General features: G+C 43.7%; 24 protein-coding genes. 10 read left to right on the top strand and 14 right to left on the bottom strand.

All coding sequences use genetic code 11. From position 1 onward, the window contains the following. Nucleotides 1–233 precede the first annotated feature (233 nt). Entirely contained in the window at nt 234–770 is a 537-nt protein-coding gene (locus AB4160_RS00120) for a TonB-dependent receptor (RefSeq protein ID WP_372003112.1), read from the top strand. Nucleotides 771–874: 104 nt separating this feature from the next. On the opposite strand, the gene hutH is transcribed toward AB4160_RS00120, so the two are convergent. From hutH to hutC, 3 genes are all read right to left on the bottom strand, one after another. After that, nucleotides 875–2,419 carry a histidine ammonia-lyase gene (gene hutH, locus AB4160_RS00115; protein ID WP_372003110.1) on the bottom strand — a complete coding sequence of 515 codons (1,545 nt, stop codon included), beginning with the start codon at nt 2,417–2,419 and terminating at the stop codon, nt 875–877. Then, nucleotides 2,419–4,092 carry a urocanate hydratase gene (gene hutU, locus AB4160_RS00110; protein ID WP_372003172.1) on the bottom strand — a complete coding sequence of 558 codons (1,674 nt, stop codon included), beginning with the start codon at nt 4,090–4,092 and terminating at the stop codon, nt 2,419–2,421. Before hutU ends, hutH begins: the two co-directional genes overlap by 1 nt. A 124-nt stretch (nt 4,093–4,216) precedes the next feature. Then, nucleotides 4,217–4,921 carry a histidine utilization repressor gene (gene hutC, locus AB4160_RS00105; RefSeq protein ID WP_372003107.1) on the bottom strand — a complete coding sequence of 235 codons (705 nt, stop codon included), beginning with the start codon at nt 4,919–4,921 and terminating at the stop codon, nt 4,217–4,219. Between the two features lie 121 nt (nt 4,922–5,042). Here hutC and hutI point away from each other — a divergent pair, with 121 nt between their 5' ends. Continuing rightward, on the top strand, nt 5,043–6,287 hold the full coding sequence (hutI, locus tag AB4160_RS00100) for an imidazolonepropionase (protein WP_303412875.1): 1,245 nt from the start codon (nt 5,043–5,045) through the stop codon (nt 6,285–6,287). A 170-nt stretch (nt 6,288–6,457) separates the two neighbouring features. Here the strand turns inward: hutI and AB4160_RS00095 are convergent, their stop codons facing one another. From AB4160_RS00095 to AB4160_RS00080, 4 genes are all read right to left on the bottom strand, one after another. Then, a complete protein-coding gene (locus AB4160_RS00095; RefSeq protein WP_372003169.1) occupies nt 6,458–7,840 on the bottom strand; it encodes a tetrathionate reductase family octaheme c-type cytochrome in 1,383 nt (460 codons plus the stop codon). A 47-nt stretch (nt 7,841–7,887) separates the two neighbouring features. Beyond that, nucleotides 7,888–9,615, bottom strand: coding sequence for a DUF3373 domain-containing protein (locus AB4160_RS00090; RefSeq protein WP_102435921.1), 1,728 nt, complete (start codon nt 9,613–9,615; stop codon nt 7,888–7,890). A 186-nt stretch (nt 9,616–9,801) separates the two neighbouring features. Continuing rightward, nucleotides 9,802–10,125 carry a c-type cytochrome gene (locus AB4160_RS00085; protein ID WP_372000418.1) on the bottom strand — a complete coding sequence of 108 codons (324 nt, stop codon included), beginning with the start codon at nt 10,123–10,125 and terminating at the stop codon, nt 9,802–9,804. A gap of 348 nt (nt 10,126–10,473) precedes the next feature. After that, on the bottom strand, nt 10,474–10,923 hold the full coding sequence (locus AB4160_RS00080; RefSeq protein ID WP_102435917.1) for a dCMP deaminase family protein: 450 nt from the start codon (nt 10,921–10,923) through the stop codon (nt 10,474–10,476). A gap of 260 nt (nt 10,924–11,183) precedes the next feature. Between AB4160_RS00080 and mtnC the strand changes: the two genes are divergently transcribed. Further along, entirely contained in the window at nt 11,184–11,864 is a 681-nt protein-coding gene (mtnC, locus tag AB4160_RS00075) for an acireductone synthase (RefSeq protein ID WP_076541452.1), read from the top strand. 103 nt (nt 11,865–11,967) lie between these two features. Here mtnC and AB4160_RS00070 read toward each other — a convergent pair whose 3' ends face one another. Then, complete coding sequence (locus AB4160_RS00070) at nt 11,968–13,158, bottom strand: hypothetical protein (protein ID WP_372003104.1); 1,191 nt, start codon at nt 13,156–13,158, stop codon at nt 11,968–11,970. 148 nt (nt 13,159–13,306) lie between these two features. Between AB4160_RS00070 and AB4160_RS00065 the strand changes: the two genes are divergently transcribed. Beyond that, complete coding sequence (locus tag AB4160_RS00065; RefSeq protein WP_372003102.1) at nt 13,307–13,732, top strand: acyl-CoA thioesterase; 426 nt, start codon at nt 13,307–13,309, stop codon at nt 13,730–13,732. Between the two features lie 13 nt (nt 13,733–13,745). Here AB4160_RS00065 and AB4160_RS00060 read toward each other — a convergent pair whose 3' ends face one another. From AB4160_RS00060 to AB4160_RS00050, 3 genes are all read right to left on the bottom strand, one after another. Further along, complete coding sequence (locus tag AB4160_RS00060) at nt 13,746–14,156, bottom strand: thioesterase family protein (protein WP_102476496.1); 411 nt, start codon at nt 14,154–14,156, stop codon at nt 13,746–13,748. Between the two features lie 197 nt (nt 14,157–14,353). After that, the gene (locus AB4160_RS00055; protein WP_372003099.1) at nt 14,354–16,147 is read right to left on the bottom strand and encodes a long-chain fatty acid--CoA ligase; all 1,794 of its coding nucleotides are present in this window, start codon (nt 16,145–16,147) and stop codon (nt 14,354–14,356) included. Between the two features lie 119 nt (nt 16,148–16,266). Continuing rightward, complete coding sequence (locus tag AB4160_RS00050) at nt 16,267–16,401, bottom strand: hypothetical protein (RefSeq protein WP_277870011.1); 135 nt, start codon at nt 16,399–16,401, stop codon at nt 16,267–16,269. Nucleotides 16,402–17,065: 664 nt separating this feature from the next. On the opposite strand from AB4160_RS00050, the gene AB4160_RS00045 reads away from it, so the two are divergent. Genes AB4160_RS00045 through AB4160_RS00030 form a run of 4 tightly spaced genes read left to right on the top strand, consistent with a single transcriptional unit; the run spans nt 17,066 to nt 20,608 of the window. Continuing rightward, nucleotides 17,066–18,616: an alpha/beta hydrolase gene (locus AB4160_RS00045; protein ID WP_372003166.1), complete on the top strand. Its 1,551-nt coding sequence runs from the start codon at nt 17,066–17,068 to the stop codon at nt 18,614–18,616. A gap of 2 nt (nt 18,617–18,618) precedes the next feature. Next, the gene (locus AB4160_RS00040; RefSeq protein WP_102435907.1) at nt 18,619–19,353 is read left to right on the top strand and encodes an ATP-binding cassette domain-containing protein; all 735 of its coding nucleotides are present in this window, start codon (nt 18,619–18,621) and stop codon (nt 19,351–19,353) included. Next, nucleotides 19,353–19,475, top strand: coding sequence for a hypothetical protein (locus AB4160_RS00035; RefSeq protein ID WP_277869075.1), 123 nt, complete (start codon nt 19,353–19,355; stop codon nt 19,473–19,475). Before AB4160_RS00040 ends, AB4160_RS00035 begins: the two co-directional genes overlap by 1 nt. Beyond that, nucleotides 19,475–20,608: an ABC transporter permease gene (locus tag AB4160_RS00030; RefSeq protein ID WP_372003095.1), complete on the top strand. Its 1,134-nt coding sequence runs from the start codon at nt 19,475–19,477 to the stop codon at nt 20,606–20,608. The genes AB4160_RS00035 and AB4160_RS00030 overlap by 1 nt, the downstream gene beginning before the upstream one ends. Nucleotides 20,609–20,772: 164 nt before the next feature. Here AB4160_RS00030 and AB4160_RS00025 read toward each other — a convergent pair whose 3' ends face one another. Next, a complete protein-coding gene (locus tag AB4160_RS00025; RefSeq protein ID WP_102435903.1) occupies nt 20,773–21,777 on the bottom strand; it encodes a GlxA family transcriptional regulator in 1,005 nt (334 codons plus the stop codon). Between the two features lie 164 nt (nt 21,778–21,941). On the opposite strand from AB4160_RS00025, the gene AB4160_RS00020 reads away from it, so the two are divergent. Further along, nucleotides 21,942–22,121 carry a hypothetical protein gene (locus tag AB4160_RS00020; RefSeq protein WP_372003092.1) on the top strand — a complete coding sequence of 60 codons (180 nt, stop codon included), beginning with the start codon at nt 21,942–21,944 and terminating at the stop codon, nt 22,119–22,121. 71 nt (nt 22,122–22,192) lie between these two features. On the opposite strand, the gene mog is transcribed toward AB4160_RS00020, so the two are convergent. Both mog and AB4160_RS00010 read right to left on the bottom strand, forming a co-directional pair. Further along, complete coding sequence (gene mog, locus AB4160_RS00015; RefSeq protein ID WP_372000355.1) at nt 22,193–22,726, bottom strand: molybdopterin adenylyltransferase; 534 nt, start codon at nt 22,724–22,726, stop codon at nt 22,193–22,195. Between the two features lie 110 nt (nt 22,727–22,836). Next, entirely contained in the window at nt 22,837–23,421 is a 585-nt protein-coding gene (locus AB4160_RS00010; protein WP_102435897.1) for a C40 family peptidase, read from the bottom strand. A 250-nt stretch (nt 23,422–23,671) separates the two neighbouring features. On the opposite strand from AB4160_RS00010, the gene AB4160_RS00005 reads away from it, so the two are divergent. Then, the gene (locus AB4160_RS00005) at nt 23,672–24,643 is read left to right on the top strand and encodes a LysR family transcriptional regulator (protein ID WP_372003089.1); all 972 of its coding nucleotides are present in this window, start codon (nt 23,672–23,674) and stop codon (nt 24,641–24,643) included. The last annotated feature ends 93 nt before the right edge of the window (nt 24,644–24,736 follow it).

Raw genomic sequence — 24,736 nt, 5'->3', positions numbered from 1 at the left:
AAGCCATTATAGAGAACAAAGACTTATTGAGAACGATCCAAAATAGCATATTTATCGATTAATTAACCCGCTTTCAATTTGATAACAAGTTCGCCATCAAATCACCACCGCATTCAAACAAGGCGACAGCATACCAAAGTAAACTAATGATATTGGTTGCAAAGTTGAGCACATTAATTGACCTAGAGCTCCCTTCACTTACCATTGGAACATTAAAACGAATTGAGGTTCCTATGAAACACACTTGGCTAGCAGTCATCCTAACACTGAGCATTCTCTCGGTTAGCAGTAACGCCCGCGCAGAAACGGATGAACAAAAGTTTAAGCCTTCGACTGCCTTGTTAGTGGATTTTATCGATAGCCGCGGCGATATGTTTGGTATCACCCTTGCCATGAAACATTTTGACCCTGATTACGCCGACTGGGGCTATTATATTGGTTATGCTTGGGGTGATAAATACGACCTTGATGTACCAGAGCCGGCTGAAGCTTATGCCGAAGAATACATGTGGCGCTTTGGGTTAAGCTATAGCCTAACTGAAAATTTTAATCTCTATGGCGGCGCCACGGTTTTTATAAACGAACAAAACTACACCAACAATATTTCCACCCGCGAAGTTAACGGCAAGCCGCGCTGGGAATCTAACCGCGATAAAGAATGGGGCGCTGAAGTTGGGGTACGCTACACCGTGTTTGATAGCTTTGTCATCGGCGCGGGTTACGACACCAGTGCCGAAGCGGCAATAATCTCCATTGGTTTTACCATGTAAGCATTATCAAAATCGTCATAATAGAAAAAGGACCCGCTGGTCCTTTTTTTGTTTTGAGTCTTTTTGTTCAAGCCTTTTGTTTCAAGCTGCTAACTCGCTACCCCCTAAAAGCTCAGTAACATGCCCGCAGGTAAGTAACCATTGAAGCTGGCGCTATAGAGTAAATCTGTCGCCGCTTCGATATCCGGCGCAAAAAAGCGGTCTTTATCGTAATACGCTACCACTTCACGCAGCTCGGCTTTGGCTTTCACTACCGCATCACTGGGTTGTAATGGAGTGCGAAAATCTAACCCTTGCGCTGCAGCTAATAGCTCAATCGCTAACACCCCACGGGTATTTTCAGACATATCACGCAACCGACGAGCTGCAAAAGTTGCCATAGAGACATGATCTTCCTGATTCGCCGAGGTCGGTAAACTATCCACAGAAGCTGGATGCGCAAAGGTTTTGTTTTCAGATGCTAATGCCGCCGCCGTCACCTGTGCAATCATAAAGCCTGAGTTCACCCCACCATTTTTAACTAAAAACGGCGGTAATTTCGATAAGCTAGAGTCAATCAACAATGCTATGCGGCGCTCGGCAATTGAGCCTAACTCAGCAATAGCAATGGCAAGGTTATCTGCCGCCATCGCCACAGGCTCAGCGTGGAAGTTACCGCCAGAGATAATATCGCCGGTGTCTTGGAATACCAGCGGGTTATCGGTCACGCCATTGGCTTCAACCCCTAACACTTCACCAGCGTGGCGAATTTGCGTTAAACACGCCCCCAACACCTGCGGCTGACAGCGCAAAGAATATGGATCTTGCACTTTTTCACAATCAACATGGCTTTGGCTGATCTCAGACTCATCAGCTAGCAAGTGACGGAAGATAGCCGCTGAATCAATTTGACCTTGTTGGCCACGAGCCGCGTGAATACGGGCATCAAACGGGCTACGACTGCCCATAGCCGCTTCAACACTCATGGCACCAATAACTGAACTTGCAGCAAATAAATCTTCAGCATGGAATAAACCTTCAAGGGCTAGAGCGGTTGACGCTTGGGTGCCATTAAGCAGTGCTAAACCTTCTTTTGCAGCCAGTTCTATTGGTTTAAGCCCTGCAATTTCAAGCCCTTCTGCTGCTGTAATGATTTGACCTTGGTAGCTCATCTCACCTCCTGCCAACATAGGCAAACACATGTGTGATAGCGGCGCTAAATCACCCGATGCGCCCACTGAGCCTTTTTCTGGAATACAGGGATAAACACCGGCATTAACCAACTGAATAAGAAAGTTAATCACTTCTAAGCGAATACCTGAAAAGCCGCGGCTTAATGAGTTAATTTTTAGCACCATCATTAAACGCACTGTGGCATCTTGCATGTATTGGCCTGTGCCCGCAGCGTGTGATAACACGATTGAGCGCTGCAATAACTGCAAATCCTCAGGGGCAATTTTGGTGTTAGCTAATAAGCCAAAGCCAGTATTAATGCCATATACAGTTCGGCCTTCATCTAATACTTGTTGCACTATCGCGGCACTGGTATTAATTTCAGGAATCGCTTCTTCTGCCAAGGTTAGATGAACTGCACCACGGCCAATACGGCGTAATTGCGCTAACGTCAGTGTGCCTGGTTTTAGCAGCAGTTTATAAGGTGTTGCAGTCATTATTTAGCTCCTTGCATTGGCAAATCTAGGCCTTGCTCTTGGGCGCATTGTTGCGCAAGTTCATATCCAGCATCCGCATGGCGCATCACGCCTGTGGCTGGGTCATTCCATAATACTCGGCCTAAACGCACTGCTGCATCATCACTACCATCGGCTACAATCACCACCCCAGAGTGCTGACTAAAGCCCATTCCCACACCACCGCCATGGTGCAATGACACCCAAGTTGCGCCGCTAGCCGTATTAAGTAAGGCATTCATTAATGGCCAATCAGAAACCGCATCTGAGCCATCGAGCATGGATTCGGTCTCACGATTAGGACTGGCAACTGAGCCTGAATCTAAATGATCACGGCCAATGACAATCGGCGCTGATAGCTCGCCCGTTTTAACCATCTCGTTAAACGCTAATGCTAAACGGGCACGGTCTTTTAATCCCACCCAACAAATTCGTGACGGTAAACCTTGGAAGGCGATACGCTCTCGGGCCATATCTAACCAGTTGTGCAAGTGAGGGTTATCAGGAATAAGCTCTTTGACCTTGGCATCAGTTTTATAAATATCTTCAGGATCGCCCGATAATGCCACCCAGCGAAACGGACCAATACCTTCACAAAATAGTGGACGCACATAAGCTGGCACAAAACCGGGGAAATCAAAGGCGTTTTCAACCCCTTCTTCGAAGGCCATTTGACGAATGTTATTACCATAATCTGTTGTGGCCGCCCCTGCCGCTTGCAGCGCCAGCATTGCTCTAACTTGCACCGCCATTGACTGCTTAGCCGCTTTAACCACTGCCGCTTCGTCAGTTTTACGCATTTCGACAGCTTGCTCTAATGTCCAACCTTGGGGTAAATAACCATTGAGTGGATCATGGGCAGAAGTCTGATCCGTCACCACATCAGGGGTAATACCACGCTCAACTAACTCAGCAAAAATATCAGCAGCATTACCCAGCAAACCAACGGATACCGGCTTACCAGAGGCATTAGCCTCATCAATCATGGCTAATGCTTGATCAAGATTAGTGGCTTTCTTATCGACATATTGAGTCCGCAGACGAAAATCAATACGGGTTTCATCTACTTCACAGGTTAATACTGAATAACCCGCCATAGTGCCGGCTAAAGGCTGCGCGCCGCCCATGCCGCCAAGGCCACCAGTTAAAATCCACTTACCCGCAGATGAGCCACCAAAGTGCTGCTTGGCCATGGCGACAAAGGTTTCATAAGTCCCCTGAACAATGCCTTGGGAGCCAATATAAATCCACGAACCGGCGGTCATTTGGCCGTACATAGCCAAACCTTTTTTATCCAGCTCGTTAAAGTGTTCCCAGTTAGCCCAATGTGGCACTAGGTTGGAGTTAGCAATAATCACCCGCGGCGCATTACTGTGCGTTTTGAAAACCCCCACAGGTTTACCTGACTGCACCATCAAGGTTTCATCATCTTCTAGACGTTGCAGTACTTCAATTATTTTGTCGTAACACTGCCAATCACGGGCTGCGCGGCCAATACCGCCATAAACCACTAAATCTTCAGGGCGCTCGGCTACATCAGGATGCAGGTTATTCATCAGCATGCGCATTGGCGCTTCTGTCATCCAGCTTTTACAACTCAATTTACTGCCATGAGGGGCAATAATTCGGCGGCTAGGGTCGTGTCTTTTACTAATGGTGTTATCCATATTTTCCTCTTCAACTAACTAGGTCAGTTTGGTTGTTATGATATTTATGCTGCTGTTGTCGCAGCTATTTTTACTTTTAAATAGTGTTTAGTTACGATTCGCCCACAAGTAGCTAACCGTTAAAGGTTAAATGACCACCTAAGCTAAACTTGCTGCCGGGATGGACTAGACGGGCAAAACTGACTACGCCTTTACTAGACCAAGTGCGGCGTAAAATTTGTAAGCAAGGCTCTGATGGCTCAATCGCCAATAATTGCTGCATTTGTTCGCTGGCAATGATGGCTTCGATGCGATGACGGGCTTCGGTTAAAGGCGCCACCTTGGATAAATATTCATGGGGAGTTAATTGGGTAAAGTCTTGCTGTAAGTAGTCTGGCACTAATTCTGGATTAACAAAGCGCTCTTCGACCTGTAATGGCGCATCTTGCTCGCAGTGCACCAATACCGAGTAATACACAAGGTCACCAATCTCTAATCCCAAGGCCACCGCAACGGGCCTTGTGGCAGCAATTTGGGTTAACTTAAGCTGCTTAACACTGTAGCCATGACCACGGTCTTTAATTTCATCGGCAATGTTTCGAATGGCCAATAATGATGACTGCGATTTAATCCCCGCGACAAAGGTGCCGATACCTTGGGTGCGCTCTAACACCCCTGCGTCCACCAGCTCAGTCAATGCTCTTCTTGCTGTCATGCGACTACAAGAGAACAACTCAGCAAGTTGATTTTCTGATGGCACTTGATCATTTTCTTGCCACTCACCCGCTTCGATACGAGCCAGAATGGATTGCTTTATTTGTGCAAATTTAGCCAACACGGATTTCGCCCAGCCCTTGATGTGATTAAAAACCTACCAACAACCTTACCTTGTATATACAAGTTAAAACAAGTACTGTTTTGTGATAAAGTCTAAAAAATGAGTATTTTCAGGAGCGGTTATGTCGTGGGATCATGTGTGGATTGATGTCAATATTGCAACAATGGATCCAAGCAGTTCAGTCGCTTATGGCGCAATAACCGATGCCGCCATTGCAGTAAAAGACGGTAAAATTGCTTGGATGGGCCCGCGTAAAGAAATGCCTGAATTTGATGTATTTGAAATGCCCATCTATCGCGGCAAAGGCGGCTGGATCACCCCAGGGCTGATTGATGCCCACACCCATTTAATTTTTGCTGGCAATCGCGCTAACGAATTTGAAATGCGCCTCAAAGGCGCCAGCTATGAAGATATCGCCCGCGCTGGCGGTGGGATTATTTCAACCGTAAAAGCGTGTCGTGAAGCTGACGAAGCCGAGCTATTTGAACTTGGCAGACAAAGATTAAACGCCTTAGCCAAAGAAGGCGTCACCACGGTCGAGATTAAATCAGGCTATGGTTTGGATACCCAAACCGAAGTCAAAATCCTTAAAGTGGCCCGCGAACTTGGCCGTAATCATCATGTTGATGTTAAAACCACTTTCTTAGGCGCTCATGCGATACCTGAGGAATATAAAGACACTGCAAACAGCACCGCACGAAGTGATGCCTATATTGATATGGTGATTAACGACATGCTGCCTGCGGTTATCGAGCAAAACCTTGCCGATGCAGTGGATGTTTTTTGTGAAAACATTGCCTTTAACCTTGAGCAAACCGAGCGAGTATTAACCGCCGCCAAACAGGCCGGTTTAGATATCAAACTCCACGCTGAGCAGTTATCTAACTTAGGCGGCTCCGCTATGGCGGCAAGAATGGGGGCTAAATCAGTCGATCATATTGAATACCTTGATGAAGCAGGGGTTATCGCGCTCAGTGAACATGGTACCTGCGCAACCTTGTTACCCGGCGCGTATTACTTTTTACGTGAAACCCAAATGCCGCCAATAGATCTGTTACGCAAACATAATGTACCTATGGTGGTCGCCAGTGATTTTAATCCGGGCTCATCGCCGATTTGCTCAACCTTATTAATGCTCAACATGGTCTGCACCTTATTTAAGCTGACTCCAGAGGAAGCCTTAAAAGGCGTGACCATTAATGCCGCCAAAGCTTTAGGTATTGAAGCCAATGTCGGCAGTTTAGCCGCCGGCATGACAGCTGATTTCTGCTTATGGGATATCAGCACTCCAGCGCAACTGGCCTACTCTTATGGGGTGAATCCTTGTAAGGATGTGGTTAAAAACGGCGTGTTAGTGCATCAATAAAGCCTTGCTTTAACTTGCGACTATTGAGTCAGCTCAATCTCGACCCGCCGCGAGTATTTCCTTTGACTCAAGCGTAACAACAAAAAAGTGCTTAACCTTTTCGGGCTAAGCACTTTTTAATCACTGCAAACAAGGTTCAAATTTAAACGATTTTGATTAAACCAATAACCTTAATCAGTTGGGTGACGTTTGCCCTTTTTATTCTTCATTGGGTCGCCGTCATAACCTAATGCTTGCCAATCAAGGCGCTGACCTTTGTTATGGCAATCGCTACATTGTAGGGCTTGCTCTTTAGGTGAAACCATGTGATTGATACGCCACCACATTTCAGTTTCCACAAAGCCATGTTCACCGCTATAACTGAGGCCTTTGTCTTTCATGGTGGTATTAGCTTCCATGCCAAGTTTTGATGCTAAGTCCCAATCGAACTTGTCCCAATAGCCATTTTTACCAAACACTTTAGGGGTAATTAAAATATTCAATTTGCTGTCGAATATCTGTTTACCAGTATGGACTTTAAACGGGTAGATTTTGGCTTTGCTGTCATTGATATCACCCAAAGGATAAGTGAGTTTTATCACCTGAGCTGGATCAATTTTATCACCCGCCATATAGGCATCAGCTTTACCGTTAAACCAAGCATATTGCGGCGGCACCATTTTTTGCCATTCAAAACTCCCTTTCTTATTCATAAAGGTTTTTTTGCCGTTTTTGTCTTTGGTTTCAGTTAACTCTTGCCCTGCTGTTGACCAGTCCCAGCGCATTTTTGTTGGCTCATTACGAGCAAAAAATGGGATGTGACAGGTTTGACAGGCGACCGCAGCAGTATGAGTATTAAGCTTTTTATTGTCATGGGGTGCACTGTCATGGCAGTTTTCACAACCAATGGGATTTTCTCCCCCTGGTGACACGCCCATGGCATTGCCAGAGATTTGATGACTTGCTGTGGTATGACAGGTTTGGCATTGGAAGTCATTGCCGTCAGTGTCCATATGCACATCGGTATCTTTTTCAGGATATGACATGGAAGAGTCTAAATCCCCATGCTTCACCGCGTCACCACCGCCACCATAAAAATGGCAAGTACCGCAGTTATCTCGAACCGGTTGACCGACATTTTGTGCTACCCGCTCAAGATTCACTTTCGCCATCGCTTCACCCGCGCCAGCAGGCTCTTTGATGTAAGTTCCTGTGGTGTCATGGCACACTAAACAATCCACTTTAGTCATATCAGTAAAGTCAAAGCTGTTGTCTTTCCAGCCATAACCCGCATGACAACTGGTGCAGCGCGGCTCGTTACCACTAATGGAGACGCAAAAATTATTGATACTATTTTTTTTACCGCGCTTCACAGTGCGGCCTGGTAATTCTTGCTCTAACTCCCAAGTCCAATGGGAAGACTTCATAAACTCTTTCGCATGGTCTTCATGGCATTCAATACATTGCTCAGTGACGTCTGAGCCTTGGGTAAACGGCCCCTCAATCACTTCTTTATGATCAAATTCTGCATAGGCCATCTGACTGCAAAAGGCTAATGCGACTACTAATTTCATGGTTTTCATATAAGGCTCCTAGCCCCTGCCACGCAGGGGCACCATGTTTAGAAATTAACTGTTAATGATGCATTTACATCATAAGCAGTATCAACAACAGGCAACATGGAATAGGCAGAGCCTGCAATCACATCATCAATTTTTTGCGGTGCGCCCACTGGAGTGCCACTACCGGTATATTCATAGTCGTAATACAGCCCTGCGACCTTGATAAACATTTTAGGATTGATATCAAAGATGTAATAGGCTTCAGCAACATGGCCACGAGTCGCTAATTTGCTGCCAATTGGGTCATCTTGAGCTTGGGTGAACGGCGTCCAGAATTCAGAGCCATAGTTATATTCAAGGCCAAATTTACCCATTGGTGCAGGCATTTGGAAACCAACATAAATACCATAGCCGTCTTTTGTTGAGGCATCATCAGCAACCGTTGGCATCATAATGATTTCAGTACCAGTGCTGTTAAGCTGCGCTTCAAAAACGGCATCAGATAACATGCCACCAAACATACCGCTGTTGCCATTTGGCTCAGCGCGAGTCCAGCCTAATGAAGCAAAGGCTTTAAAGTCTTCATCACTTTCATAGGCATAACCCAAACCACCTAAGTACATATCACCAATCACGCCACTGGGTTGTACGCGGGTGACAAAGTTAAAGTTGTCGAACTTTTGCATATCTTGATACATGGTTGGCGCAAATATACCTGCCAACTGAGTTGGAAATGCCATGGTGCCTTTGAAGCCATCATTAACATCTTTGGCGCCAAATAAGGTTAACTGTAAGAAGTGGTTACCATCGTTAATGGCATCAATATTAAAGCCGCCTAAATGGGTATCTTTGGTGACGATATCGCCAAACATTTCGCCATTGCCCCACTGAGACTCAAAACCTTGGCCATAGCAAAAGCGCACCACTTGGCCATCAATACCAGTAATTTCACCGAGTTTGTAACCTAAAGTGGCGCCGTCAAAGTTAAAGTTAACTAAATGACCAGATGGGGTACCGCCACGCATTTCGTTTTCACGGTAATGACTTGGTGGGCCGTAAGTTGATGGACGACGACCAATTGACAGGTAAGTTTGACTGCCACCTATATTACGCCAGTCAAAATAGGCTCTTTCCACTCTGAGCCAATCACCACTGGTATTGCCACTACTGGTGCCATCCATGGTGAATGAGCGCCATGAATCAAACACTTGTGTGCCAGTTGAATCGCCCCAGTTTTTATACATAGATAAACGACCCGCAAAGCTGACGTTATCCCACACTTTAGCTTTCATATTTAAGCGTAAACGAGTGGTATAAAGTAAGTCATTGTCGATGTCTTGAACTGTTTTAGGCGCGAGTACATAGGGCATAACACCTTGTAATTGGCCACTTTGAAATGCTTGAGCTAAAGCAGGATTGGTCGCCATCATTTGCCCAAGTGGTGAGTCAGCGCTAGTAGGGTCGCCAAATGCTCCTGACATGGCTTTGGCGCCAAAATCTGAAAAATTAACATTAATGGCAGGATTCCAAGTCACATCTTGATAGTGCAATGAATGCACTTTGGTTCTAAAGTCACCTGTGATAGTTAATCTATCTAAGGCGCTATGGCGCTCAGTTTTATCCACCCGTGAATTAAGATCGTCAAGCTCTTCGGTTATTTCGGTTAATTGCTGTTTTAGCTCTGCCATTTTTTGAGCATCATCATTGGCTGATGACGGTGCTGCGGCCATGGCCGCACCACTAAACGCTAATGCATTGGCAACGAGTATTGATATTAAGGTACGCATAATTTGGCTTCCTTTTATTTTGACTAAACCATCCAAATACATAGGTTTAGGCTAAATTTTGGCTGCAGAAATCCCTGAGCGATAAACTCAATTTTTCTGCTTTTTATCTGGATTAACTGATGGTGTTGCTGGCTTATTCTGACTTTTGCATTAAGTCTAAGCCGCCATCAGGACGCACGATTTCCGCTAGCCGCAGGTTTGTGGCTGATCAGAGTCCGCTGCGTGGTCATATAAAAACTGCTGAATATCTTTCAGATCTTTTTCTGATAGGGCTTTGAATACTTCAGGCTTAGCCTTATGTTGATCGCGCTTGAAAAATCTGTCCCACTGGCTCATGGTTTTTGCCATTGGGGTTAACTCAGGGCCTTCGGTGCCGACACTATGGCAAGCTTTACATTGTTTTTTATACAGATGTTTACCCTTTTTAGGGTTGCCGCCATCAGCTGCAAAACTGCCGCCAATCATGCACATTGCCACTAAGGCTACTGTCATCGCTATTTTTTTGTTCATCATTACTACCTCATCAATTTTTCTTTAGTTCTTTTTATCAATCAAGACAAACCAAATCTTTAATGCCTTGTTAAAGATGTTACTTAAAATAGGTAGACATTAATTTGACCTTGATCATATTCATGAGATAAATCTAATTGATAAAAATATAATTGAATAAAATCTAATTGAGCGAGTAATAACAATACTGATTTTTATACTTTTTAAGTATTAGTAAGTTGTGAAAAACTTAGCTAGGGGTGAATGAGTACAGCAGTGAAATAAAATGACGCAAGCTATAACCCGAAAATCAACCACAAAAAAAGTCGCCAATAAGGCGACTTCTTCAGCGTATTAGTTACAGTAAGGTTAATCGTCGCTAAGTTCGTTTATCGGTAACCAGTTCACTTTAACCCCAGCTTGTAAAAACATATCTTGGCTAATTTTAATCTTGTCGCCCCAGCGAGACAAAAAGTCTGTGCTTTGCTCAGGGCAGAACACCCCGGTTATCCCGGTTTGGATAATCTTGGCAGCACAGTTAGGGCAAGGAAAATGGGTCACCCAAATATCACAACCATCTAAATCTCGCTTAGCAAATAAAATGGCATTTTCTTCCGCATGCAGGGTTTTAAGTAGCTTCATATCACGGTCATCGGTTTCTGCACTGTCAGAAATACCATGGGGATAACCATTAAAGCCAACAGACACTATACGGTTATGCTTGGTGATCACCGCGCCCACTTGGGTAGAGGGATCTTTACTCCAAGAGCCTACCAGTTCTGCCATTTGGAAAAATCGTTTTGCCCATTTTGAGATCATAGTAATAGCCTTTTAAGGTGATGATGTTTTTAGCTAAGTAACTGAATTCATCATACCTAATGTTGTTAACATTCTCACCTTTTCTACAGTAAGATTGTTGAATATTGGCTGTTTTCATCTGCGTAGCTAGCAAAAATATAAATACTGCCGACTGATTTGTGCGTTACTGCGCCACAAGTTGTTATTTGGACTAGCCAATAGCCCCAATAAAGCTTAGGATCTTCAGCAGGCAAACTTAAGGATTGGAGTACATATTCATTATGGGTATTAGAGCGATTATCGTAGATACAGCGGGCACCACCACTGATCTAGATTTTATTCAAGATGTACTATTTCCTTATTCAAAAAAGGCTATGGGTGATTTTCTAGCGCAAAATCAACATAACCCGCTAGTTGAATACTGTATCAGTGATGTACGCGACTTAGCATTAGAAGCGGATGCGTCAATTGAACGCGTTACTGAAATCCTCTCTCAATGGATTGATGAAGACCGCAAAGCTACGCCATTAAAAACCTTACAAGGGTTAATTTGGAAGCAAGGTTATGCCGCTAACGAGTTTACAGGCCATATCTATCCAGATTTTATTGATGCCATGCCAGGCTTAGAAGCGAGCAATATTCGTCTTTATAGCTTTTCGTCAGGCTCTGCTGAAGCGCAAAAACTATTATTTAGCCACAGCGATGCGGGTGATTTAACCCCTAAATTTAGTGGCCATTTTGATACCCGTACCGGTAACAAATTAGATAAGCAGGCCTACTGCAATATCTTAAATACCATCAGCTTGAGCCCTAAGCAGGTATTGTTTATCTCTGATGTGGTAGAAGAGCTAAAAGCCGCTGAAGCAGCAGGTCTACATACCCGCCATATGGTGCGTTTTGAAAACCAAAAAACGGCTAAGTTTGCGCAAATCAAAAGCTTTGCTGAGTTAACCATTGATTAAGCATGATTAACGACCATAAAAAACGACCTTGATGGTCGTTTTTTATGGCTTACGTCTTACAAAATAAGCTATCTAAAACCAGTCTTCAAATTTGCAAAACCACTTATTGGGCCGAATAATAAGACGCTGGAAACGCAGGAGAAATACACTGCTTAACTGTAAATGTGTAGCCGTATTTACCTTTCTCTTTATCAGCGCTAATCTCTAAAATTTCATAGTCATTAAGCTCAACCACTTTACTGTCTTTAATGTGCTCACAACGAGAAAATTGGTCAGCTTCAAAATAATACACAAAGCCTGCTACCATGCTTCTTACCAACACTCGGTAAGCTTCACGCACTAAGTCATAACGGCGCTCAGTATTTTCATCGCTAAAGTTAATATTAAATGAATCAGCGGCCTCAATATCTTCGGTTGATTGTTCAGAGGTAGGCTCTGCTAAATCTGCAGTAATATCCGCTGGCGCTAAATTACCCTGGTTAATTTCAGCGATAGAATTACCCGTCATATCTTTAACCAGCTGTTCAAGCTCTTGGGGGATTTTCTCTTCAGCGATTGGCTTTGCAGGAATTGGCTCTTGCGTTGTAGGCTCTGGCGCTTTAACAACATTTCTTCCCTGCACACTGGCTTCTTCTTTTAATAAGCTCGCCATTCTGGCCTTGGGGTCAATGCTATCAAAACTGTGTTCAAAATCTCCCAGTAGCAAGATATTGGTCAGCACGATATAAGCCAGGATCACCCGTAACAAAATAGTCCGTTTACGGTAATGCTCGCTGTTGGTAAAGCTAATCGCTTTCACACCAACCAATTTAAAAAATGGTCGAAATACAAAATATAGTGGGATAGCAAACTGAAGCAGCATTAAAGCGATGCCACTGATCACCACAAACCACACAGGCATATACAGCAGCACCACTAAATTGTGGGTATAAGCTAAGTGCTGAGCCGAAATACCGGTGACTTCATTCACCACGGTACCAGCCCATACTAGTGAAAAGTTAGCTATCACCGCATAAAATAATAATAAAAAGGCTTTGCCGGCCAAACTATGCCAGGTTTTAGTAAATAGTGGCCAAAACTCGACCATCATCGCAATCATGGCAATGATAGCCACTAAGGTGAAACCATCAAAAACCAGCATCAGCAGAAACGCAATAAAGTATAGCTTTTGCGCCACGGTGAGCTTGCCGATAACGGTTTTAAAGTAGGTGAGAATAGCGCCTGGCAAGGCGCGCCAACTATTTATGGGTTCGCTGATTAGCTGCTGCAAGCGAGCATAGTTTAAGGATTTCAAGTTCTGCGCGTTCCCTAGCAATGACATCATTATTAATCATCAAAGCATATTGGCAAATCGATAGCAAAGAATTAGCCGAGGTTGTTGAATTTGTTAGCGACTGATATGCTGCACAAAATTCAAACAAACGTTTAAATGAAGTGGTGTTATGGAACAGTTTATCGCGCAAAACTCAATTATTACTGAAATCCCTGTGGCATGGGGAGAAATGGATGCTCTTAATCACGTCAATAATGCGGTGTATTTTCGCTATTTTGAAACCGCAAGAATTGATTTTTTCAGTCAAATAAACATGATGGATGAATTGAAAAAAACCTCGGTGGGCCCAGTGCTTAGTGAAACTCAAGCGAAATTTAAGCGCCCAGTGACCTTTCCTGACACGCTACTGGTTGGCATCACTATCAGCGATATTAAACAAGACCGCTTTATGATGCATTACCGTGTTTTTAGTAAAGCCCAACAAGCGATTACCACTACAGGCAGCGCAAAAGTGGTGATGTTTAACTTTAAAACTGGCCAAAAAGCCACTCTGACTGCTGAATTATTAGCAGCATTAGAGCAGCATGGCGAATAGCTTATAAGCTAGATTACTCTGCAGGGCCAGTTAGTTGCGCTAGTTGGCTTTTTACTGCATCAGTTAACGGCTTACTCTTTTCTGCTTGATAATCGTAATGCACCATAGTGGTTTTGGCCTCTGCTGTTTGGCGACCATTTTGCCAACAGCTTTGAGCTATTTCAAAACTGCTGTTACCCACTCGGCTCACATAGGTTTTTACCGTTACTTCAGCACCATAAAAAGTCGGTGCGTTAAAAGCTATCGTAAAACCAGCAATAATCATGTTCCATTTCGACAAATCTTGGCCGGGATTCACAATCTCAAAAATCGGCTCACGCGCCGCTTCAAACCACACTGGGATCACTGTGTTATTGATATGGCCTAAGGCATCGGTTTCGCAAAAACGTGGCGTAAGATTCAGGGTAAATTGAGTATCAGACACAGGTAAGTCCTTTTATTATTATTGTTTTTAAGCTGTTATAACCAGCGGATTTAAACTCGGCAGCCGATAGCTTAAGCGACCTTCGTGTTTGAGTCACCTATAAATAATGGCCACAAAAAAAAGGGAGCTATCAGCTCCCTTTTGAAATAAATGTAAACCAGTAACTTATTCGTACTGCCGTACTGATTTAATCCGTACTAGCGAGCGTACATCGCATTAATTTCACGGTCATATTTAGTATAAATATTCTTACGACGCAACTTCATGGTTGGGGTGATTAACCCTGACTCAGTCGAGAATGCTTCCGGTAGTAAGGTGAATTTTTTAATTTTTTCAAACCCAGCCAATTCATGTTGTAGCTCTTTTAAACTTTGCTCAAAATGCTCAATCACATGAGAGTGACGCAGTAATTCCAGCGGCGACTCGTAAGTAATGCCTTTTTCTTTAGCCCACGCATCTAACGACTCAAATGCAGGTACGATCAAAGCAGAAACATAGTTGCGCGCATCTGCGACAATAGCCACTTGCTCGATGAACGGACAACAGCTGACCTTACCTTCAACCCGTTGCGGCGCAATATACTTACCGTTTGAGGTTTTCATTAACTCTTTAATGCGATCGGTAATATATAAGTTACCTTCAGCATCTAGCATGCCGGCATCACCGGTTTTTAACCAACCATCTTCAAAAGCTTCTGCGGTATCTTGTGGGCGATTATAATAACCACGCATTACCGTCTCACCGCGAATTAGAATTTCGTTGTTATCGCCAATTTTAACTTCCATTGCATGTAATGGCTTGCCGTTTGACCCCGATACTCGGTTATCTAACGTATTACAGGTTACTGTAGCGCAGGTTTCTGTCATGCCATAACCACATAAAATAGGTACGCCAATGCTATGGAAAAAACCGCCGACATTAACATCTAATGCAGCGCCGCCCACAGGCATAAATTTAAGGCGTCCGCCCAGTACATTCTGTAATTTACTAAAGACTAATTTATTTGCTAACTTCCACTGTACTGATAAAGCAAAACTGGCACGCTTACGGCCTTGGCTTACTTCAAACTGACGCGCACCCACACCGATTGCCCAGTTAAACAGCTTTTGACGGATTGCCGGGGCGCTATTCACCTTGTCATGAACTGCGCTATACACTTTTTCTAAAAAGCGTGGCACCACACATAAAGTATGAGGCCTAACCGCAGCAATGGCTTCTTTAACGCGGTTGGTGTCATTTAGATATACATTATGACCGCCGCGGCAAAGTACGTAGAAGGTCCAACCACGCTCAAATACATGGCTTAATGGTAAAAAGGCTAACGATACATCACCTGATTTAAAGGCGATTTCAGCATCATGCTGCTCAACCATAGAAGCGATATTACGGTAATCCAGCATCACACCTTTTGGGTCACCTGTGGTGCCTGAGGTATAAATAAGGGTCAGTAAATCATCAAGGCTGGTTTGTGATAAACGAGACTCTAGCTCGGTTGCACTTGCTGGCGAGGTCTCAGAAATTAATAAGTCATCAAAATGAAAATGCTCATCTGATACTAATGCGACTTGACTGTCGAATACAATCACGTGCTCTACACTTGGGCATTGAGCTTGAATTTTACGAGCGGTGACATACTGGCTTTCATCACCAGCGAAAATAACTTTAGCGCGAGCATCGTTAACGATAAACACCGCTTGTTCCATTGTACTTGTTGGGTATACAGGTACGACAACAGTACGGGCTTTTAATGCGCCGATATCAGCACAGCTCCACTGGGGGCTGTTTTGCGCCACAATGACAACTTTGTCCTGGGCTTTTAGTCCAAAGTCGATCAACAGTTGTGCGACTTTGTTGGTAATAGTATCAAACTGGCTCCAAGAAACTTTATTCCATGGAGCGGCCATCTCAAATCCTTCGAGGGCGATTTTATCTTTTAATGCTTGGCTTTGCTGCTGTAGCAGTCTTACTAAGTGAAATTTTTCAAGAGACATTACTAACCACCTTTAAGCTTACAAGTGTTCCGCTTTTGCGGGCATTCTACTGCAAGCCATCAGGAATAATAAGCGTTTTTAGTCTAAATTAAGCGCAATTCACAGTTTTAGGTCGATTTTTACATTTGCGCAACAGGTTTTTCCCATAACTTGTCTTTGTTGATAACCAGCAAAATAGCCATTAACACCAGTAACTCGATGTCACCGCAATAATATATTGCCTCAATCTCGCCCTGCTCTGGTAACTGCAACAAGACACTCGCTAACCATATAAGCTGTATGAGCATGATAATTAGCGACTGGCTGTGGTTTACTATATTGATCAACTTATCTAACAATTGTCATCGGACAATGTAGCCTTACAACTTGCGATATTGTGGCTTTAAAGCGACTACCAGCAAAAAAGTAACCTCATTATTCGCGTTATAGTCATTAACAAGCGCTGTTGAGGCTTACAAAATGGACCCGCTAAACCCTGTTTCGCGCTAAAATTTGGCAATACAAATACACTTGAAGTACATAGACAATACTGAACACGTGTTCGATAAATTAGTGAACACACCGCCAGTAGCTAACAGGTGATTAAGTCATAATGCTCAAATAACCTTAATTGACAGCTTCATAGTGAGCTTATAAATAAGTACACTCTAAGTAATTGACAGCAATGTTATTTAGAATCAATTTAAGAATTTACAACATGACTGCTATCGCAGTGCGAGTTAAAGCTACAAGTTAGAGATTTTCAGCATTTATTAAAGCTAAAAATTGCCGTCGGATTAACTGTGAGGTCCTTTGCCAGCCTCCTTAACGACGGTCGCACTTAAGCAAGCAGTCATGATTTATCCATAATCATCATGAAATGCAAAAAGGAAAGATGTCATGAACATCAACCAACTAATGTCACAAGGAGAGTCAGACATGGTTAACCAACCAATAAAGGTGGGCAGCAAAAAGCGTTCGTCTTTATTACTTTCGGCGCTAAGCATCAGTATTGGTCTAAGCGTTGCTATGAGCATCTGTAGCTTGGGGCTTAGTAGCGCCGCTTTGGCTGATGCTAGTCAAAACAAGATTGCAGTAAGTAACAGCGACATCTTATCTAGCTGCTACCTCGATGGTTTATCAGAGCAAATGCAATGTGGCTCACTTGAGCTTGCTGAAAACCCAGCCAAACCTGATGGCAAACAAATTGCGGTTCATTACGCAGTATTGCCAGCCATCAAGCCCAGCTTTAAAAAACAAGCCATGCTCGCCATTGCAGGCGGCCCTGGTCAATCGGCCATTGAAAATGCCGCGGGCTTTGATCGCATGTTAGCCAAAGTACGCCAAGATAGGGATATATTACTGATAGATCAGCGCGGCACGGGCCAATCAAACCTGCTGGCTTGTGATGATGACAATATGTCGATGCTATCTTTTAATGATGACGATATTGATATCACCAAAGACACCCAAGAATGCCTTGATAACCTTGATGCCGATGTCAGCCAATATGGCAGCTTAACTGCACTAACCGATTTTGAAGCCGTGCGTCAGCATTTAGGTTATGAAAAACTGCACCTTTATGGTGTATCTTACGGTACCCGCATGGCGCAGCTTTATATGCGTGAATACCCGCAAGCCATAGCCACAGTAACCTTAGATGGCGTTGTGCCAATGCAGCAAAGTGTTATTGCCATTGGCAGCGCTATTGACCGTGGCTATGATTTATTATTTAAAGATTGCCAGCAAAACGCCCAATGTCAGCAGCAATTCCCTGAGTTAAAGCAAGAATTTGAACAGATGGACTCAGCCTTAGCCAAGGCGCCTATCATTACCCAAACCCGCGATCCACAAACCGATAAGCTTGCCAGCTTTACCCTCACTCGTGGTAAATATAATGGCGCCATCAGAATGGCGTTATATATGCCCAATATTCGCGCCTTAATCCCCCATGCTATTCATCAAGCGGCATTAGGGAATTACCAACCAATACTTGGTATTTACACCCTGACAGCTGATAGCACAGGTATCGCCATGGGCATGCATGCCTCGGTTGTGTGTGGTGAAGATATTCACCGCATTACCGATGATATACGCCAGCAAGCGCAAAACTCTTATATGAGTAGAACCATGCTCGAAGGCTTAGAAGCGACCTGTAACGTGTGGGCAATCCCCACGGTAGATGACAGCTTTAGTGACGCCATTGAAAGTGATATTCCAACGCTTTTATTATCAGGTGAGTTAGATCCAGCAACACCGCCAAGCTGGGGCGATATGGCCACTGAAAAATTGACTAATGCGAAGCATTTTACCTCTATGTATGCGACCCACGGCGTGGCCTATCAAAGCTGTGGGAATGAGTTAATCGCCGATTTAGTCAAGTCAGGTTCAATTGACGGTATCGATGCTGAATGCCTTGAACAAGACACCCGCCGCAGCTTTTACCTCAATGCCAATACTGTTGAAACCATTCCAGCAGGGGAAGAATAATCATGATTACCGTATCTAATCTCTCGAAGAAAATTGGTGACGTACAAGCGTTAGACAACTTAAGTTTCAGTGCCCATGACGGCCATATTACTGGCCTACTTGGCCCCAATGGCGCAGGTAAAACCACCTGTCTGCGCACAGTATTTGGCTTACTCGCTGCCGATGAAGGTCATGCTGAAATCGACGGTATTGATGTCGCCAAAGAGCCCACTAAAGCCAAAGCCCAGTTAGGCTTATTTCCTGATCCATTTGGCCTCTATGAGCGTTTATCTCCTAGAGAATATATCAGTTATTTTGCCCAACTTAGCGGCATGTCAAAAGCTGATGCTAAGCAAGCAACCACTAATGTGATTGCACAGCTTAAGCTAGAAGATATTGCCGATAGACGTTGTAAGGGGTTTTCCCAAGGTCAGCGGATGAAAACAGCATTAGCCCAGGCCATAGTCCACCAGCCAACTAATATTATTTTGGATGAGCCAACCCGTGGTTTGGATGTGATGAGTACCCGCTTACTGCGTGACATTCTAATCGAGCTTAAAGAAGCCGGTCATTGTGTGTTGTTCTCAAGCCATGTGATGCAAGAAGTCGCCGCGCTGTGTGACCAAGTGATTGTGATGGCCGACGGTAAGGTTGTTGCCACTGGTAGCCCTGCCGAGTTATGCCAGCAAACAGGCGAAGACTCATTAGAAGAAGCCTTTATAAAACTGATTGGAACTGACGAAGGGATCGCAGCCTAATGAAAACCATATTAGCCATAATTGAAAAAGAACTTATCCCGTTCAAAAGTAAAATGCAGCCAGCAAATAACCCCGCATTGATCAATCTTGATTTCAATACTGACAAAGGAATGCCAGCCTAATGAAAACAGTGATAGCTATGGTTCAAAAAGAACTGATTGATGCAATGCGCGACAAACGATCGGTGATGGCGGGATTATATTACGCCATTGGTACACCTATTTTAATGTGCGGCATGTTCATGGTGCTTATTGGTCAGCTTTCAAGCCCTGAAGATCTCAACATTAAAATCAGCAATGCTGACAATGCCCCTGACTTAGTGCGCTTTTTAAATAATCGCGGTATTACCCATACTGATGATAACGACACCAAAGAAATAGAGCTGCTCATCAGTGCTGACTACGCCGTGCAAATGGCGGCAGCTAAACCTGCTGAAGTAACCTTAATTGCAGATAACTCTAATGAAAAGCTACAAAAATCAATTCGTAGAGTTGAGCTACAGTTGCAAGCTTACAGCAGTGAAATGGGCAGTTTACGCTTAATTGCTCGCGGAATTAATCCAGCGGTTGTACAGCCAGTTAAAGTTGTTGTAGAAGATCAGGCGACACCTGACTCTAAAGGCGGCTTTATTCTCGGCATTGCCATTTTCACCATGATTTATTCGGTGTTTATCTCTGGCATGAACTTGGCCATTGATACCAGTGCCGGTGAACGTGAACGTAACTCGCTGGCATTACTGTTAAGCCACCCGATTAGCACCCGCCAGTTAGTGCTGGGCAAAATTATCGCAGTTACTTGCTTTGCCTTGCTGGGGTTAATCTTGATTTTAATCGTCTCTAAATTCGCTTATACCTTTGTGCCTTGGCAGCAGCTGGGCTTTAGCGTCACTATTTCGCCTGACTTTATGGCGCTGATGCTACTCATTGGCATCCCATTAGCGATTATGGCAGCAACACTGCAACTGTTTGTGTCATTTATGGCAAAGAGTTTTAAAGAGGCGCAGTCTTATCTGACTATGGTGTTATTTGTACCGCTGGCATTATCCATGGCCGCCAGTTATAACATCGCCCCTGATGTGCTTGAGTGGCTTCCGGTTTCAGGCCAGCAGCAAGCGTTAATGGCGTTTATTAAAGGCCGTGAAGTGCCTATGTTGCAGCTGTTAGTTTCATCAGCTGCCACCATAGTGATTTCAATCGCCCTTGCACTAGGGTTAGAGCGACTACTTAAAAGTGAAAAAGTGGTCTTTGGATTGTAATGCCTGTTAATTAATCATTTGAACATGACTGGCTCAAGTAACATCGAGCCAGTCATGTTCAATCATCTACAAGGAGTTTGCTCGAAACAGGCAATGAACTTAAGCAGCTGATTAATTGACTGTCATTGTCATAGACTTCGTCATCATGAATAACCAGATTAAAGTTACCAACGGATATTAATATTAAATTTTTGCCTGTATGCCCTAGGGCTTAAGCTGGTGAGTTGAATAAACAGCTTTCTAAATGAACTGACATCCTCATAGCCGACCCGCTGAACAATATGCTCAATGGCAAGATCGGTAGTTTCCAGTAAGCGTTTCGCCTCATCCACACGTAAGCGCTGCATATAACTGGCTGGGGTTTCATTAACCGCTTTTTTAAAGCGTCTAATTAAGGTGCGTTTACCCACTGCAAATTTATCGGCAATGTCATCCAATGACCAATGCTGACTCAAATCTACTTGCATCCATAACTGCACCTTTTGGATCAGCTCATCATTATGTTGCTCAGGATTAATAGACATGGTCATAAAAGGCTGTTGAGAGCGATTGGGGTCAATCAATAATATCTTCGACATCTGTTGCGCCAACTCCTCGCCAGCCAGCATTGATACCAAATGCAGCGCCAAACTTAAATTTGAGGTAGTCGCCCCAGCGGTGTGAAACTGACCATCAGACACAATGAATGTATCCATACTCAAATCAACTTCTTTAAAGTTGCGCTCAAACATTTCCCTTAGCCACCACACCGTCGTGGCTCGCCTTTGGTTAAGTAGCCCCGATGCCGCTAGCAATAGTGTCCCAGAACAATAAGCCGCTAACGGTTTTTCACTTTCCACAAAGGTGGCTAGCGGCGCAAACAATGGCTCAAAATCGGTTAACAGCGCTTGAAATTCCTGCCGATTGGTCACAAAAGAGGCTGCCAAAATAACCGCATCAGCTTGCAAAATATCTTCAGGATGCTCAAAGCCTTTGGCAGGAATTTCGAATCCTTGGGTGGTTTTAACGTTTTCGCCATCACTGGAAATGACCTGACAATGGAATAAGTCTTCAGTCACCTCGGCATGCATCCGCCGCCAATAACTATTACAGAAACTGAACACATCGAGAAAACTGACTAAACCACCTGCGACAACATTACCCGCAGCAAGAATGTAAATCCTTTTCATGATAAACCCCAAACAATGTCACTATCGACCCTGATTTTGTCAATAATGACACTTACGAACGGATTGTCTAGTTTTTATACTGATAGAGGTAAGTTTAAAGCTGGTCATTGAGGAGCTCAGCCAGTAACAACTTAGTGAATGAAATACCCAGTAAGGAAACTACAATGAAAAAGTACATACCACATATCGCACTCAGCATTGGCTATTTATTAATAAGCTGGGGATTACTATTTTGGCTAAACTTTAGTACTGAACCCGATATATTTGCCCATCTTGTTGCCATACCAAGTTTGGTGATATTTACCGGTTACAGTGCCAATTTAATCCTCCGAAAAGGGGCTTAATGCTAGATTACAAACATAAAAACCAGCCGCGGCTGGTTTTTATTCATCACTATAATAAACTTCTTAGTGCACTATTTTGCTTTCGGCCTAAACGGTTTAATCACCGCTTCATCACACTCTAAAAAAGGGCCATCCATCAAATCAATACAGTAAGGGATCGCTGGGAACACCGCATCTAAACACTCACGAATTGACTTAGGCTTGCCTGGTAAATTAACAATCAGTGAATCACCGCGTAAACCTGCTGTTTGACGAGACAAAATAGCCGTTGGTACAAACTTTAATGACTCAGCGCGCATTAGCTCACCAAAACCTGGCATCATTCTATCACACACCGCTTCTGTGGCTTCAGGAGTAACATCACGCTTAGCAGGGCCGGTACCACCAGTGGTGACAATTAAGCTACAGTTTTGCACATCAGCCATCTCAATCAAGGTGGCTTCAATCACATCTGTCTCATCAGGGATAACTTTATAAACAGGTTCCCATTCGGAGGTTAAGTACTCATTTAGTACAGCAATGATGGCCTTACCTGATAAATCTTCGTATACACCTGCACTGGCACGATCACTTACAGTAACAATACCGATTTTAGCTTTAGTCATGACTGGGTCCTTAAACTTGATCACATAAACAATAACGACTTAGATGAGGCTAAAATAACATAATTTATCTGCCATAGCGGAGAGATTGATCAACAGATAGCGAAACGGTGTTAAATACGACTAGCAAACCAGTATCGCGGTTTCCAATAAACATTATCCATACTGGAAATAATCACCCCTTTTTTGGTCGATACATGTAAAAAGCGATTACCAGACAAATACACCCCAACATGACGTCCACTGCCCGTGGTTTTAAAAAACACTAAGTCACCACTTTGTAAGTCACTTTTAGCAATGCGAATACCTAAGCTTGTTTGACCTTGCACAGTTCTTGGAATACTGGGCCCCACGAGATCTTGATAAGCCACATACACCAAACCAGAACAATCTAAGCCTTTTTTGGTTAATCCGCCTAATCGATATGGTGTGCCCTGCCACTGCTGGTGAAATTGCAGTAAACGAGCTTCATTCCATCGTTGAGCATCAGTCATTACGCTATACCCATCGACAGCAATGCCATTGCCAGCAGTTTGCTCAATACGTGCAGCACAACCACTAATGACAAGTGCAATAAACGCAATAAGGATTTTTTTGTACAAAGTCACCTCTGTGATGTATTCCGCTACTAACTCGCCATTATCTAGGAAACTATCAATACTTTTACGCTTTATCTGCGTATTGGGAATGGTTTTCATTAATTAAAGCCCCCTGTGACCAACAAGGCAGATAAAAGTTTAGCATCTTAAACCTCAACGTCACCAAACCAGAACAAACCAACAACAAGCACCTCAAATTAATGCAGTATCTAACTGAATATAATGAGAAATAGATCGTACAAACCCAAAAACATACCCCTATTTAGGTATTTGTGTGATTTAAGCACACTTTAGCAACTACATATTATGCTAACTTACTCATCCAGACTGGCTCACTTGGTAAAAAACTATGCAAAAACAACTGTCAAGACTAGATTATTTTACGTTAAAAGTGCTGATCGGTTTATTCGAATTTAAAAATGGCAGCATAGTGGCAGAGAAACTCAATAGCACTCAGCCTAAGATAAGCCGAGCGCTAAGCAACATGCGTGAAGTTATCCATGATGAACTGTTTATCAGAAAGCAATATGGCTTACAGCCTAACGCCATGGCCTCGCGCCTATACCCTTTAGCGAAAGCCATCATTGCCGCTTACGATGAAATGGCCCAGGTTGCAAACAGGCAGCCATTGCAGCAGAAAGTGCTACATATCGCTGCGCCAGAGCATATGTCGAGCTTTATTCTTGATGCCATTGAACAGGTTAATCAAGACTTAGGCATATCTAGAACCGTTGACATCCACCCCTGGGCTGACAACGTTGAACAATATATTGCCCAAGGTAAAATTGATTACGCTTTTGGCACTCGTACTCGTCAGCAGGAAAATGTCCAAATTAGCACGTTAGCTGAGGTGAAATATTGGTTTTTAGCCGTTAAAAAGAACCACCCTATTTTGAAAAATGAAATCACCATGGAGGCCATTTTTAATCACAAACTGGTATTAACCAATAATGGTCCCATTGCAGACTTGAATGACCTTTTTGAACTTTGCGCGCAAAAAGTTAACCAGAAACCCGAGGTAAGCTTAATGACTTCAAGCCTATTTATGGCATTTGAAAAAGTGGTAAATTCTAATGATATTTGCTTGGCATCAACGATATTTCCCTACTTTATTGGTGAAAAACGCGATGATATTGAACTGGTTGATATAACTGGCTTTTATAATAAAAATATTAAGATCATGCATGAATGGAAAGTACCACTACATTCATTGCAATACCATGATTCCCATGAGCAAGAGTTCACAGATGCGTTAACTCAGGTGATGACAACGAACCTAGCTGAATATCAGGCTTGCTATGAAAATACCCAGCTGCAGTAGTGAGCTTGTTTACCCTGCTCTGGCGCGATAAACAAGCTAAACCGCCATCCCGGCCGCCACACCAGACGACCAGGCCCATTGAAAGTTGAACCC

The organism is Shewanella sp. 10N.286.51.B8, from assembly GCF_041469325.1.
GTDB lineage: Bacteria > Pseudomonadota > Gammaproteobacteria > Enterobacterales > Shewanellaceae > Shewanella.
Note: the sequence above shows the minus strand (reverse complement) of the source record. Positions and strands in the feature narration are given on the sequence as shown.